Source organism: Streptomyces sp. NPDC090077 (assembly GCF_044747545.1).
Taxonomy (GTDB): Bacteria; Actinomycetota; Actinomycetes; order Streptomycetales; family Streptomycetaceae; genus Streptomyces.
Map to the genome: position 1 here is coordinate 259,303 of NZ_JBIVEG010000006.1, position 13,173 is coordinate 272,475.

General features: G+C 73.3%; 12 protein-coding genes. 5 read left to right on the forward strand and 7 right to left on the reverse strand.

Annotated features, from left to right (window positions below; genetic code table 11):
- Positions 1-169: 169 nt before the first annotated feature.
- Entirely contained in the window at positions 170-2,485 is a 2,316-nt protein-coding gene (locus ACIPW5_RS13610; protein ID WP_401244226.1) for a HEAT repeat domain-containing protein, read from the forward strand.
- Here ACIPW5_RS13610 and ACIPW5_RS13615 read toward each other — a convergent pair.
- The 3 genes from ACIPW5_RS13615 to ACIPW5_RS13625 all read right to left on the reverse strand — a co-directional run bounded on the left by ACIPW5_RS13615 (position 2,463) and on the right by ACIPW5_RS13625 (position 6,781).
- Positions 2,463-3,176, reverse strand: a complete 714-nt coding sequence (locus ACIPW5_RS13615; protein ID WP_401244228.1) for a hypothetical protein — start codon at positions 3,174-3,176, stop codon at positions 2,463-2,465. The two genes, ACIPW5_RS13610 and ACIPW5_RS13615, sit on opposite strands and share 23 nt — an antisense overlap.
- Positions 3,177-3,287: 111 nt before the next feature.
- Entirely contained in the window at positions 3,288-5,222 is a 1,935-nt protein-coding gene (locus ACIPW5_RS13620) for a DUF4173 domain-containing protein (RefSeq protein WP_401244229.1), read from the reverse strand.
- A gap of 113 nt (positions 5,223-5,335) precedes the next feature.
- Entirely contained in the window at positions 5,336-6,781 is a 1,446-nt protein-coding gene (locus tag ACIPW5_RS13625) for a hypothetical protein (RefSeq protein ID WP_401244231.1), read from the reverse strand.
- Positions 6,782-6,885: 104 nt separating this feature from the next.
- On the opposite strand from ACIPW5_RS13625, the gene ACIPW5_RS13630 reads away from it, so the two are divergent.
- Entirely contained in the window at positions 6,886-7,794 is a 909-nt protein-coding gene (locus ACIPW5_RS13630) for a DUF2199 domain-containing protein (RefSeq protein ID WP_401244233.1), read from the forward strand.
- Here the strand turns inward: ACIPW5_RS13630 and ACIPW5_RS13635 are convergent.
- The 3 genes from ACIPW5_RS13635 to ACIPW5_RS13645 all read right to left on the reverse strand — a co-directional run bounded on the left by ACIPW5_RS13635 (position 7,787) and on the right by ACIPW5_RS13645 (position 10,938).
- Positions 7,787-9,253: an FAD-dependent monooxygenase gene (locus ACIPW5_RS13635; RefSeq protein ID WP_401244235.1), complete on the reverse strand. Its 1,467-nt coding sequence runs from the start codon at positions 9,251-9,253 to the stop codon at positions 7,787-7,789. The genes ACIPW5_RS13630 and ACIPW5_RS13635 overlap by 8 nt on opposite strands.
- A 119-nt stretch (positions 9,254-9,372) precedes the next feature.
- Entirely contained in the window at positions 9,373-9,921 is a 549-nt protein-coding gene (locus ACIPW5_RS13640) for a DUF1062 domain-containing protein (protein ID WP_401244237.1), read from the reverse strand.
- A 192-nt stretch (positions 9,922-10,113) separates the two neighbouring features.
- Positions 10,114-10,938 carry a helix-turn-helix domain-containing protein gene (locus ACIPW5_RS13645; protein WP_401244239.1) on the reverse strand — a complete coding sequence of 275 codons (825 nt, stop codon included), beginning with the start codon at positions 10,936-10,938 and terminating at the stop codon, positions 10,114-10,116.
- A gap of 316 nt (positions 10,939-11,254) precedes the next feature.
- Here ACIPW5_RS13645 and ACIPW5_RS13650 point away from each other — a divergent pair, with 316 nt between their 5' ends.
- Positions 11,255-11,398 (forward strand): hypothetical protein, encoded by a 144-nt coding sequence (locus ACIPW5_RS13650; protein ID WP_401244240.1) that lies wholly within the window; start codon positions 11,255-11,257, stop codon positions 11,396-11,398.
- A 118-nt stretch (positions 11,399-11,516) separates the two neighbouring features.
- Here the strand turns inward: ACIPW5_RS13650 and ACIPW5_RS13655 are convergent, their stop codons facing one another.
- Positions 11,517-11,945 (reverse strand): ATP-binding protein, encoded by a 429-nt coding sequence (locus tag ACIPW5_RS13655; RefSeq protein WP_401244241.1) that lies wholly within the window; start codon positions 11,943-11,945, stop codon positions 11,517-11,519.
- A gap of 156 nt (positions 11,946-12,101) precedes the next feature.
- Between ACIPW5_RS13655 and ACIPW5_RS13660 the strand changes: the two genes are divergently transcribed.
- Positions 12,102-12,959: a helix-turn-helix transcriptional regulator gene (locus ACIPW5_RS13660; protein WP_401244243.1), complete on the forward strand. Its 858-nt coding sequence runs from the start codon at positions 12,102-12,104 to the stop codon at positions 12,957-12,959.
- Complete coding sequence (locus tag ACIPW5_RS13665; protein ID WP_401244245.1) at positions 12,956-13,144, forward strand: DUF397 domain-containing protein; 189 nt, start codon at positions 12,956-12,958, stop codon at positions 13,142-13,144. Before ACIPW5_RS13660 ends, ACIPW5_RS13665 begins: the two co-directional genes overlap by 4 nt.
- The last annotated feature ends 29 nt before the right edge of the window (positions 13,145-13,173 follow it).

The following is a 13,173-nucleotide window of genomic DNA, read 5'->3' on the forward strand; positions in this document are numbered from 1 at the left end:
CCTTCACCCGACGGCCCCGGAACCGGGACCCGAGGAGACCATCGCCCGTCCGCACCCGGTCCCCACCCGGTCAGGGACGCCCAGGGACGGCCGGAGCCACTGACCTGGACGTCCCCAGACCACCGGGGACGAACCGATCCGCTCCAGGGACGACCAGCGCAGGAGGAACATGCGGTCCGACACCGAGGCCTGGCAGCGGTACGGGGCCTTCCTGCGGGCCCAGGCCGCAGAGGCCGGCATGGGCCCGCGCGAGATCGAGCAGGCCTTCGCCGAAGCGGCCCTGCGGAACCCTGGCCGCCGCATCGGCGAGATGGCGTACTCGAAGTCCCACATCGACCGCCTCTACAGCGCCCAGACGAAGCCCAGGCCTCCGGTCCCCTTCACCATCCAGTTCCTGCGCATCACCAACAAGGCCGCCGGTCTCACCCCACAGGAGCACGAGCGCCGCTGTGACGAGGCCCGCTCCCTGCTCCGCGCGACAGCGGCCCCGCCGCAGGACGACACCGCCGACCTCCGCCACCAGCGGGACCTGGCCCTCGCCCAACGGGACCTGGCGCGTGCCGAACGCGACCTGGCCTCGGCCGCCGGCACCGAGATCCGCCTGCGCTACGCCCTGCGCGACGCGGAGTTGCTGCTCCTGACGCTGTTCCAGATCACCGGCGCGCTGCGCGAGATCATCGCCGGGAACGATCTCCGCGCCCTACGGACCACAGACGCGCACGAACTCACCCGGGTCCACGACGAGACCCGCCGGGCGGAGGGCTACCAGTCGACGGCGCAGCAGGAGGCGGACCGCGTCCTCGCCCGCAGGATCACCCTGGAACAGCTCTGGTCCCGCGCCCGCGCCGACCTCCAACGCCTCGCCCAGCACCCCGACGTCTCGGAACTCACCGTCCCCCAACCGGACCCCGGCGACTCTCTCCGCCCGGTGCCCCCGTCCGACCTGTTCGCGCAACACGCCCTTGAGGACATCGCCGCCGCCCTGACGAAGGCGCACGAGGTCAACACCCGCGAGGAGGAGAAGAGTCGGGAGCTGCGCCAGGCCCTCTCCGGCACGGAGGACTTCCTCGACCCGGACGCTGAACTCGCGGTCCTCCTGGCCTCGACCCGCTTGGCCGACCCCAGTGCCCGTCGCAGTGCCCTGTGGGAGCTCGTGTCCCACTGGGGCCACAGTGACGCCGCCCGGCAGGCGGTCATCCGCCTGGCCCACGACCCCGACGCGCAGGTGCGCAGCAGCGCCATCAACCAGTTGCCCCAGCTCTGGCCGGGGGACCGCGCAGCCCTGGAAGCCTTGCAAAGGCTGGCCCACGACCCGCACGACGGCGTCCGCTTCGCTGTCCTCCTTGCCCTCCAGGAAGGGTGGCGCGGCGACCAGAACGCCCGGGGCACCATCATGCGACTGACCGGCGACCCCGATCCCCGCATCCGAAGAAGCGCTGTGGACGAAGTCGCGGCAGGATGGCCCGGTGACCCGATGGCCCGGGAAGCCCTCCTGAGACTCACGAACGATGAGAGCGCGGAGATCCGCACCCGGGTGGCCGCCGGACTGGCCAACGGCTGGGCTGGTGACCCCGAGGCACTGAAGGCCGTAGTACACCTGGCTTCCGACGATTCGGCGGTCGTCCGCCAGTACATGACCACGGCACTCGCAAAGGGCTGGCCCGGCGATTACGTGGCCCGGGAAGCCCTGGTAGGGCTGTCCGGCGATGGACTGGCCTCTGTCCGCAAGGAGGTCGTCACCGCTCTCGCCGAAGGATGGAGGGGCGACGAGCAGGCCCGCGACACCGTCATCGGGCTACTCGGTGACCCGGACGAGGAGGTCCGTTGGCCGGCCGCGCGGACCCTCGCGGAGGGCTGGCCCGGTGACCTCGATGTCCGGAAGGCCTTTCTGCGGCTCGCCCATGATGAGCAGGCACCGGGTCGCTCGCACGCGGCCTGGGCCCTGGCCCGCGGGTGGAAGGCCGACCCCATGGTCTTCAGGGCAGTGCTCGCGCTGTCGAACGACGTGGACCCGGCCGTCCGCTCGGGCGTGGCCGGCGCACTGTCCATCGGCTGGGCGGGGGAACCCGCCGCTCTGGAGGCCGTGCTGCGGCTGGCCTGCGACGCGGAAGGAGACGTCCGGGCGAGGACGGTCTTCGGGGTCGCACGGGGATGGCTGGGGAATCCCCTGGCCAGGAAAGCGCTACGAGGGCTGGCCACAGACCGGCACACCGAAGTCCGCGAGAACGTTGCCCTCGCTCTGGGGCATCGCCGGGGCGGCGGGCGGGACGCCCTGGACATCGTCATCCTGCTGGCCGCCGACCCGGACGAGGGCGTCCGCCGCCGGGTCGCGAACGCCCTCGCATGGGGCCACCCCGGCGATCCGGCGGCGCGGGACATCGTCCTGCGACTGATGGAGGACCAGGCCCCCGATGTCCGCGACGCCGCCGCCAGGGCGCTCGCCAGGGGCTGGCCCGAGACCCCTACTGCCAGCGGTACGGCTTGATGCTCGGGTCGTAGGAGCAGGTGACCGTGGTGCCGTTCGTGGCGCGGGCCGTGCGGCCGCGGTCGGCGTTCGGGCAGAACTGGCCGTCCACCACCGGGTGGCCGTTGGAGGTGCAGGCGTAGCCGCTCTTGCCGTCGGGGCAGGTGGTCATGCCGCCACCACCGCCACCGGTGCTGCCGCCGCCGGTCGTTGCGGGCTTGGTCTTCGTCGCGGCCGGGGCCGGGGGCGGGGTGTAGGCCGGGTCGTTCTTCTGGTCCAGGTAGCCGTGGTGGCTCACCGAGCAGTCCGCCTGCTTGGCCGCCAGGTTGAGGGTGACGTCGGCCGTGGCCGGGAGGGGGTCGCCCGCCTTGGGGGTGGTGGTGCACACGTACCAGGTGTCGTGGGCGTCCGGCAGGACGACGTCCGTGTGCAGGGCCGTGATGGTGATGCGGGTGGCCGACACGGACAGGGCCCCGAGCGCCTCCCGCGACGCCTGCGCGGTGCGGCCCGCCAGGTCGGGCATGGACCGGGGTGCGGGCGGCGGAGTGGGCGTCGGGGAAGGGGAGGTGGTGGCGGTGGGGGTGGGGGAGGGTGAAGGGGACGACGTCGTCGCCGCGTTGGCCTTCGGGTCGGTCTGGGTGCCGGCGCCGCAGCCGGTGAGGGCGAGGACGCAGAGGACGGCGAGGGGAGCGAGGTGCCGGGATATCCGCACGGTGGGGTTACTCCTGGGGCGAAGCGGGCTGGCGGGCCGTCATGATGGCATGCCCACGACCGCTTCGTCCCGGAGTCGACACAGTTGTGTCCTCGGCCCCCGCCCGTTCCGCTACTCCTCCCGGCTCGCGAACGCGCCCAGCCGGCTGCATTCCGCGACCGTCGCCGTCACCGGGCGCTCCCGCAGGATCTGCCGGGCGCGGTGTTCGCCCAGGCTCGTCGCGTACCAGGGGGCGTCCGCCGCGTCGCGCAGGGTGGCTTCGATCTCCATCAGGGCGCAGGAGCGCCGGGGTTCGGGCAGGCGGTCCAGGTAGGGGGCGGCATCCGACGACAGGTCGCGGAGGTAGGCGAGGTCCAGCTTGTCGTCCTGCTCGTAGCGGTTCACGTTGTACTCGGCGATGATCCCGTCCGGCGAGGCCAGCCCGAAGGCCAGCACCGCCGCCGCCGCGCTGCCGACCACCGCACGGGCCAGCCAGCGGCCGCCCGCGATCCCAGCCGCCATCAGCAGCACGATGACCAGGCCCAGCCACAGTTCCATGGTGACGACCGACAGGCGCAGCCGCGTCAGGCCGTACGCGTCCACGTACAGGTCCATGCGGCGCACCGCCGAGGCGACGACCACCAGGGTCAGCAGGCACAGCGTCCCCAGGACCGAGCGGACCAGGCGCCGGTCCCCGGTCCCGCCGCGCGGCGCCCAGCGCAGCGCGAAGGCGATGACCGCGAGGACGAAGAGGGTGGCCCACAGGAGCTGCCAGAAGCCCTGGCGCGCGTATTCGGCGTACGTGAGGCCGGTGCTCTCCAGGACCTTGTCGTAGCCGCCGAACAGCACGGCCAGCTGGACCGCGTTGAACCCGGCGAACAGCAGGTTCAGGACGATCAGGGGCAGGCTCCACTCCACCCGGGAACGCGCCTTCCACTGCTTGGACTCGACCTGGTCCCAGCGGTGCGGGGCCGCGGCCGTGCGGGCGGCGGCGAGCGCCAGGACCGCGCCGAGCAGGAAGAGCAGGAACCGGAACGGCCCCTCTCCGACGGAGACGTCGGGCAGCAGGTCGCCGAGCAGGTCCGCGAAGGCCGCGTCGGCGGAGGCGAACAGGGCCCCGAAGACGAACAGCAGGACCACCGCCACCAGCGTCGCCTTGACCACGGACGCCCAGCGCTCGCGGCCCGCACCGCCACCGCGCGCCCGTACGCCCGCCCAGGCCCAGCCGACGCCGCTGACCGCGCTGTCGAGGAAGCCGAGCGGGGCGAGCAGTACGCCAGGCCAGCGGCTGGTGCCGTGCAGGGCCAGGGCGGCGAGCAGCACGGCGGCCAGGATGGCCAGCGTGGAGGGCCAGGCGGAGTCCCGCAGCGCCGGGACCGCGAGCAGGGCCAGGCAGCCGGCCGCCCAGAGCAGGCTCCAGGGGCGGGCCTTGCGCCCGGCCGCGCGGGCGGCGGCGTACGCGGCCACCACGGCGGGCAGTACCGCGAGCAGCAGTCCGGGGCCCATGCCGTCCCCGAGGGCGACGGCGGTGGCGAGTCCGGCCGCGAGCACCGCGACGAGGGTGACGGTGTGGACCGGCGCGGCCTCGGCGGGCCGTATCCGGCGCCACATCGAGTTCGCGGCCCGCGCGGCGGCCTCCTTGCGGGCCGCCTCCTGGCGCAGCTGGAACTGCTGCATCTGCCAGAGGTGCCAGGCGGCCGGATCGTGCCTGGGCAGCCCGGGCGCGACGGGCGGCGGACCGGGCGGCGGAACGGGCCCCTGGCCGGGCGGCGGCGCCGCCTGGCCGGGCTGCGCCCCGGGAACCGGACCCGTACCCGGAGCCGGACCCGGACCCGTACCCGGAGCCGGCCCCGTACCCGGAGCCGGACCGGCCCCCGGCGCCCGGACGGCCCACGGATCGTGCGCGGGCTGCGGAGCCGGCCCCGCGGCCGCAGCCGGAGCCGGGCCGGCGGGCGCCGCCCCCGCCCCCGCGCCGCCCGGCGGAACCGGAGCCCCGCCGCCCGGCAGGCCCTGCGCGGGGTCGCCCGCTCTCGCCTGCTCGGCGGCGCCGTCTGCGTTCTCGGACATCGGGTCCCTCCCCTGTTGCGGAGCCGCCAGCGTAGGCCCGCACCCCCCGGTTTTGAACACATTCAACTCGCCCTTGTGTCAGGACCGTGACAAACGCAGAGCCGGCGGCCCGCCTACGGACGGGCCGCCACGAGTTCGGCGTAAGGGAGCATCGTCAGGCCGGAGTCGTACTGCGTGACCCCGTACCGGTCGGCGCTCTCGTAGTCCTTCGACAGACGTCCCCCGGAGTCCAGCGGGGCGATCAGAGAGGTCGATCCGCTCTCCGTCCCGGTCACCCACCGGATCGACGTGAGGTAGCGGGGCCTGCGCGTCACGTTGACGATGTTGTTGTTGTGCCGCACCCGGCCGTAGTGGATGACGTGGTCGCTGCACGGCTCACGGCAGTCGAAGTACCTGCCCGGCTTCTCCTTCCACGACAGGATCGGGAGGTAGTAGCCGCTGTCGATCACCCCCCGGTCACCCCGCATGAAGGTGATGGACATGCGGGTCATGACGATGTCGTACGTCTTGTCCGTGGGCACCTGGACCACCCGCTCCGAGGTGAAGTCCGTCCCCGGCGCGATCCAGGCGCCCTCCCCCTGCACGACCGGTCCGGTGTCGACGAGCGTGTACCCGGTGGGCCGCACGTGGAGCTCCGTGTCTCCCCCCGACTCCAGTTCCACCCGCCACAGGTCCTGGTCCAGCCTCGTCTTCGCCGCGTCGAAGAGGGCCTCCCGCCCCCACACCCAGAAGATGCTGTTGACGACGTACGCGGAAACCGCCCCGTCGTTCGTGACGCGGAGCTTCACCGGGAGGTAGGCGACGGGGCGTTCCGCATCCTTCCTCGGCGTCCCGAACTTCGCCTCCACCTTGAAGTGGAAGAGCGCGGCGCTCGGCTGGTACACCGCCGAGTAGGCGAAGTTCGCGGACGCCAGCACCGCCGTCGCCACCACACCGGCCGTGAAGCTCTTCGGATGCGGGATCCCCTGCCACGCCCGCTCCCGCCACACCGTCCACGACGCCCACACCGCCCACACCGCCAGCGCGAGGAACACCGGCAGGTACGGCGTCCACTCCCGCTCCTGGAACCACACCCCCAGCAGCAGCGCCTCGGTCCCCACCGTGACGAGTACGCCCACCAGCACCGCCGCGCCCGCGTACGGAACCGTCCGCTTCCCCCAGAAGTCGAGGACCGCGGCCACCGCGACGACCTGCACCGCCCCGGCGAGCACGAACAGCATCCCGGCCAGCCGCGCCGAGAAGGTCAGGGCGCCCAGCGCGTCCACCATCCCCACCCGGGCGAGGAGGAGCGCCGACACCAGCAGCCCGGCCGCCAGCCCGGCCATGACGGCGTGCCGACGGCCCGCGCGGTCCGGCCAGGTGGCGGCGTCCGCCCCGCGCCAGCTCACCCGGGAACGGTCCGACAGGTCCGTGTCCGCCGGCAGCCCGGCGCGGCACAGCTGCCTGCGCAGATCGGCCGGGGACCAGGCGCTGCCGGCCGGCTCACCGTCGACGGTGACCGCGCGCAGACCGCGCGCGTCCGGCGCCTGCACCACCACCCTGCGCGTACCCGTACCCATGCCCCCAGGCTCGGCCCCGCACCGGACCCCCGCACCCGGGGCTACTCCACACCGAACCGGGCCGCTCCCCGGCCCGCGACCGGCCCCCCCCGTAGGGTGCCCGGGTGACGACGCACCTCCCCACCTGCTCCTGCTGCGGCGACGCGCTCCACGACGAGCGCCGCATCGACTTCGGCTTCAACCTGCCCGACGCCGCCGTCGGCCTGCCCGGGGAGGCCCTCCACCGGCTCGGCGTGCGCGCCCTGCTCCGCGCGGACGGGGTCGGCTCCTTCATCCGCTGCCTGCTGCCCGTCCGGCTGAGTCAGGACACCGAGCTCGCCCTCGGCGCCTGGGTGCAGGTGGACGACGCCACCCTGCGGCGGGCCCACGAGCTGTGGGAAGAGCCCGGCTACGCGGACTTCTCCTTCACGGGCACGTTCGCCAACCACATCCGGCCCTGGGGCGACGACCTGCTCGGCGCCGAGGTCGCCACCCGCGTCGCCGACCCGGACGAACTGCCCGTCGTCACCGCCGTACGCCACCCCGTGGCCGCCCGCGTGGTCACGGAGGTCTGGGACCGCGACGAGGTCCTCAGCCGCTTCCCGCACCCGCTCCCCGTGGACGTGCGCACCGACCTCGGCGACGGCTGGCGGGTGGTGCGGAACGCCGGCCTCACGGCGGGTTTCGCCGACGGATACGACCGCTTCACCGCCCCGGACCGCACTGCGGCCGTCAGCCTGAAGCGCGACGACGTCCCCGGCCGCGCCCCGTCGGACTTCCTCACCGCCCTGCTGTCGGGCGCCCCCGACACCCGCCCCGCCCAGCGGCTGCGCGAGGAACTCCCCGACGGCGGCGTGCGGTACGCGTTCTGGCTGACCCCCCAGGACAGCGGCCGCCCGCGCCACGAGTTCTACGGGTTCACCCTGCACCCCTCCGGCAGCGGCGCCGGGATCTTCTGCACCCACGAGGAGCCCGACGCCCTGGCCTGGGCGCAGGGGATGTGGCGCTCCCTGGCGTACGACGGAGTCAGCTGACGGGGCCGCCGAACCAGCGGGCCAGGTGGGCGGGGAGCTCGGTCGGGTCCCCGCCCGCCCAGGCCACGTAGCCGTCCGGGCGCAGCAGCACGGAGGGGGCACCCGGCTCCGCGCCCGGGTCGGTGACGTGGTCGACCCGGTCCTCCCAGCCCGCCGCCGACAGGGCGCCCGTCCGGTCGAGGAGCAGGCCCCGGCCGGCGTGCATCAGCTCGTACAGCCGCCGCCCCGTCCCCAGCGTGACGTCCCGCATCCGGCGGCCCACCAGCTCGTGGCCGCCGCCGAGGTCGTAGCGGACGCCGACGGCCGAGGTCAGCTCGGTCACGTACCGGTTGACCTCCTCGAAGTCGAGCAGCTTCGAGAACAGCTCCCGCAGGGCCACCGCCCCGGCCGTGTTCTCCAGCAGCGCCGTCTGCGCCCGGGTGTTGGCGATGACGGCCGCGCCCACCGGGTGCCGTTCGGCCTCGTACGTGTCGAGCAGCCCGGCCGGGGCCCGGCCGCCCACCTCGGCGGCGAGCTTCCAGCCGAGGTTGAACGCGTCCTGGACGCCCAGGCTGAGGCCCTGGCCGCCCGTCGGCGGGTGGACGTGCGCCGCGTCGCCGGCCAGCAGCACCCGCCCGACCCGGTAGCGCTCGGCCTGCCGGGTGGCGTCGCCGACCCGGGACAGCCAGCGCGGCGAGTGCACCCCGAAGTCGGTGCCCGCGTACGCCCGCAGCTGCTCCTTGACCTCGTCGAGGGTCGTCCCGGCCGTACGGTCCTCCGCCACCCCGTCGGCGGGCACGATGACCCGGTACACGCCCTCCCCCATCGGGACGGTGCCGAACCGGACGTGGACCTTGCGCACCTCCGCCGTCACGGCCGCCACCGTCTCGGCGGCCTCGGCGAACTCCACGTCCCCCAGCAGCGTTTCCGTCCTGGCGGGCTCCCCCGGGAAGCCGACGCCGAGCAGCCTGCGCACCGTGCTGCGGCCCCCGTCGCAGCCGACGAGGTAGCGCGCCCGCAGCCGCGTCCCGTCGGACAGTCCGACGTCCACCCCGTCCGCGTCCTGCTCCAGCCCGACGACCTCGCAGCCGCGCCGGATCTCGGCACCCAGCTCCACGGCCCGCTCGGTCAGCAGCCGTTCGGTGACGGTCTGCGGGGTGGCGAGGCCGTACGGGTGCGCGGTGTCCATCAGCTCCGGACGCAGCTTGACCAGCCCGCCGAAGTCGGCGGTCCGGTACGGCTCCCCGACCGCGAGGAACCGGTCCAGCAGCCCCCGCTGGTCCAGCATCTCGACGCTGCGCACCTGCATCCCGCGTCCGCGGGACTGCCCGGCGGGCTCGGTGAGCCGTTCCAGCACGACCGTCCGCACCCCGGCGAGCCGCAGCTCGGCGGCCAGCATCAGGCCGGTGGGCCCGCCGCCCGCGATGACCACGTCGATGGCGTCGCTCTTCTTCAACTGCTCCCCGTTTCCCCAGGTCATGGCTACGAGCGGGAATTCTGGAGCATGACGGGGGCCTTGCGGCAAGACCCCCGTCGGGCTATAACTTGATCATGGCGAGGAGCTCATGAGCTCCTCGCCATAGCCGTTTCCCGGGGGGATCAGCGCTTGAGCAAGAAGCCGAAGTCCCCGGAGAGCTTCCCGCCCAGCCGGGCCGCCGAGACGAGCTTCCCGTCCGCGATCAGCCGCTCGACCTCGGCCCGCGGCAGACCGCACCCCTCGGAGATCAGCCGCACCGGCCGGACCGGGATCCGCGCCGCGAAGCGCACCGACACGTCGATGACCTCCCGGTCCAGGTGGTCCGATCCCCCGGTGTCGAGGCGCCAGGCGCCGTCCCAGTCGAGGGCGATGCGGTTGCGGCGCCGCAGGACCGGGTCCTGGAGCAGCTCGGCCGCCAGGCCCGGGTCGTTGTCGTGCATGCGGTCCAGCAGTTCGGGCCGTACGGACCGCACGTGGGCCCGCTCCAGGACCGTGAGCTTCGCCGTGTCCCCACAACGGGTGCAGAGCACGAGGAGCCAGGCGTCGAGGAGCTTGTGGTTGGCGTTGACGCGGAACTTGCCGTTCGCCCGGAAGCGCTCGGACGCGCACGCGTGGCATCGGCGGAGGACGGCAGGAAGGCAGGTGGGAGCGACCACCCAGGTATTGAGCACAGAAGTACACCAGTTCCGGTGAGAAGACCGCAGCAGAAAGGAGCGCGGCGCACAGGCGCGACGCGCGACGAATCAGCACTCGGGGGGTCTCACACGGTGTACAACGGAACGCCCTTGCCTCGACGACGTGTTCGGCAGGACGGTAACGGCACCCGACGCCGCAACTCCACTGGTTTTACGGCGTGCCGCGGCCTAGGCGGCGAGCGGGTCCTCGGGCGGGCAGTCGCGGCAGCGGCCCGGGGCGGGGGCCCGGAAGGCGCGTTCGCAGCCGTCGCAGTTCTGCATCGGGTCGGGCCGCCGGACGGCCGTCCCGGCGTGCGGCGGTGGCGCGGCCGGCATCCGCGGCGGGATCCCCTCGCGCAGCCGGTACCCGATCAGCGCCGCCGGACTGCGCATGTCGGGCGGCAGGTCCCCGGCCAGCGCGTGCCGTACGGCCTCCGGCTCGGCCCCCCGGTCCAGCCAGGCGGCCACCCCGGGCGCGAGCCGCCGTACGTCCCGCTCGGCGAGCAGCAGCCGGGGGTCGTCCCCGCGCAGCCGGGCGAGCAGGTCGACGGCGTCCTGGCGGGGTGCCGGTGCCGCTGCCTCCGGCTCCGGTACGGGGGTCCGGTCGGCCGGCGGGGGCGGCGGCGGGTCGTCCTCCGGCGGGACGCTGCCGCGCGGGCGGTTGTAGGACACCGTCCGGGTCGCGAGCCTGCCCTCGGAGGTCCGTACGCGGCTCCGCTCCAGGTACCCGGCCGCCTCCAGCTCCCGCAGCGCGGCGGCGATCCGGATCTCCCCCTCGGGGAAGCGGGCGGCGAGCTCCTTGATGCCGATCCTGGCCCCGGCGGCCAGCGACTGGATGTGCACCGCGAGCCCGATGGCCACCAGGGAGAGGGCCTGGTGCTGGGCGAGGTGGTTGCCGATCACCACGTAGTGGCCGGTGTGCGGCACGTTGACGTGGATGACACCTGATGGGATGGTCCCGCCTCGAACACGGGACGCCGCGCGCGTGGGCGCGCTAGGGTTCTGGAAAGCCATTGGGAAGTTGCGTCTTCCTCGTTGGTCAGGCCCTCGCCCGGGATGCCAGTCCCGGCGGGGGCCGTCTCATGTCTGCAAGTTGTCGCGGCGAGCATATGCCCGGCAACCACCCGGAAAACCAGTCGAGTTGGCATTGTTCACCCGCCCGAGTGAGAGCGGGGGCCGGGGGGTGGGTGGGGTGGTTTTACCCCGGTACTTAAAGGACGTCGAGGGTCACCGGATCCGGGCGGCCCACGTCCCGGATGAGTACGCGGACCGGCGGATCCTGAGTACGGCGGCGCAGGCGGGAGGCCCGCGCGGCGGCTTGGCTGGACCCATGCGCGAGAGCAACGACACGGCCCTGGCCTGGGCCACGGCACTGGCATTGGCCCTGGTCCCGGTGGCCTTCCTCTTCGGGGCCCTGGGCGGGATGGCCGAGCAGGCCCACCCCGAGGCGGTGGCCGTGCTGAAGGTGTTCTGACTCGCCTCCTGGACGGCCACCCCGGCGCTCGCCCTCGCCGGCCGGCTGCTCCGCCGACGCCCGGCCCTGATCGCCGCCGGACGCTGGACGGGCTGGATCGCGGTGGCCCCGGTCCCGGTCACGATCCTGCTGGCGTCCCGCCTGTAGGCAGGTCCACCTCCGCCCACACCGCCTTGCGCGGCGGCGGCCCCTGCTCCACCCCCCACCGGTCGGCCAACGCCTCCACCACCGCCAGCCCCCTGCCGCCCTCGTCGCTCGCGCCCGCGTCCCGCAGGAGCGGGATCCGGTCCCGGCAGGTGTCCACCACCTCGATCCGCAGCGCCCCGCCCGCCAGGCTGAGCACCACCAGGAAGTCCCGCCCGGGCACCCGCCCGTGGGTCACGGCATTGGCCGCCAGCTCGGCCACGATCAGCGCGGGCCCGTCCGTGGGCATCCCCCACGCGAGCAGCTTCTCGACGGCGAGCTGCCGCGCCTGCCGGGCGCCACGGGGCGTGGCGGGCAGCTGGGCGCCGAACTGATGTGCAGAGCACCAGATTTGAATCGTCACGTCACCCAGCGTGGGGCGGCGTGGCTACCGTGAGAAGCGTTGCCGCCGGTGCGTCCGGGGTTTGTCCGGCGCTTGTCCGGCGCTGTCCGGGCTGTCCTGGAAGCCGTGTGGGCAGGGGGCGTTGAGGAATTTCGGTCCGTCGGAGGTGGGGCACACATGGCTGTGGACGGTGACGGTGCGGAAGACGCGAGCTGGAACGTCGACCCGGAAGACACACAGGGAGTGGCGGTGCTGGCCGCGCTCGGCCGTCAGCTGAGGGCGTGGCGGGAGGAAGCGGGCATGCGGGCAGCCGACTTCGGAGCGAAGGTCGGATACGGCGAGGACATGGTCCGCAAGATCGAGGGAGGGAAGCGGATCCCCCGCCCGGAGTACCTGGACAAGGCAGACAAGGTACTGGGCGCGGCCGGAAAGGTCTCCGCCATGAAGGCGGACACGGAGCAGATCCGGTATCCGACGAAAGTCAGGAGCCTGGTCAAGATGGAAGGCCAGGCGGTCGAGCTGTCCGCCTACGGCAGCCACAACATCCACGGCCTGTTGCAGACGGACGACTACGCCAGGGCCCTCTTCGAAATGTGGCAGCCGCCGCAGACGAAGGAGGTGGTGGAGCGCGGCATGGCCGCCAGGACGGCACGCCGGTCGATCTTCGAGCGTACTCCGGCACCCGCCCTCTGCTTCGTCCAGGAAGAGGTGACCCTGCGCCGCCGGATCGGGGGGACAATGGTGATGCGAGCTCAGCTCGAGCACCTGTTGAAACTCGCGGAGTTGAGGCACGTGACGATCCAGATCATGCCCACCGACATCGAAGAGCACGCCGGAATGGGCGGGCTGATCCAGATCCTGAAGTTCCCGGACGGCACTGCCGTAGGGCGCTCGGAGGGGGCGTTCCGCGGCCGCCCCGTCTCCGAGCCGAGGCAGCTCCGAATCCTGGAGCACCGCCATGCCATGATCCGATCGCAGGCTCTCACGCCTCGGGAGTCCGTCGCATTCATCGAGCAAGTGCTGGGAGAGACATGATCCACAAGGCAGAGCTGGAGTGGTTCAAAAGCAGCTACAGCGACAGCGGGGACGTCAATGACTGCGTCGAGGTGGCCCGAGCGCACACCCCCACCCTGATCCACGTCCGCGACTCCAAGGACACCGCCCTCCCCCACCTCACCTTCGGTCCGTCCGCCTGGGCGGGGTTCCTTACGGCACAATGACCCCTTGCACGCGCAGGAGTTGACAGGGG

Bases quoted from the DNA above. Each gene is read 5' to 3' on its own strand.
- ACIPW5_RS13645 (WP_401244239.1), bottom strand. From the start codon at position 10,938: ATGGCTTTCCAGAACCCTAGCGCGCCCACGCGCGCGGCGTCCCGTGTT.
- ACIPW5_RS13660 (WP_401244243.1), top strand. From the start codon at position 12,102: ATGGCTGTGGACGGTGACGGTGCGGAAGACGCGAGCTGGAACGTCGAC.
- ACIPW5_RS13665 (WP_401244245.1), top strand. From the start codon at position 12,956: ATGATCCACAAGGCAGAGCTGGAGTGGTTCAAAAGCAGCTACAGCGAC.
- ACIPW5_RS13635 (WP_401244235.1), bottom strand. From the start codon at position 9,253: ATGACCTGGGGAAACGGGGAGCAGTTGAAGAAGAGCGACGCCATCGAC.
- ACIPW5_RS13610 (WP_401244226.1), top strand. From the start codon at position 170: ATGCGGTCCGACACCGAGGCCTGGCAGCGGTACGGGGCCTTCCTGCGG.
- ACIPW5_RS13620 (WP_401244229.1), bottom strand. From the start codon at position 5,222: ATGTCCGAGAACGCAGACGGCGCCGCCGAGCAGGCGAGAGCGGGCGAC.
- ACIPW5_RS13650 (WP_401244240.1), top strand. From the start codon at position 11,255: ATGCGCGAGAGCAACGACACGGCCCTGGCCTGGGCCACGGCACTGGCA.
- ACIPW5_RS13625 (WP_401244231.1), bottom strand. From the start codon at position 6,781: ATGGGTACGGGTACGCGCAGGGTGGTGGTGCAGGCGCCGGACGCGCGC.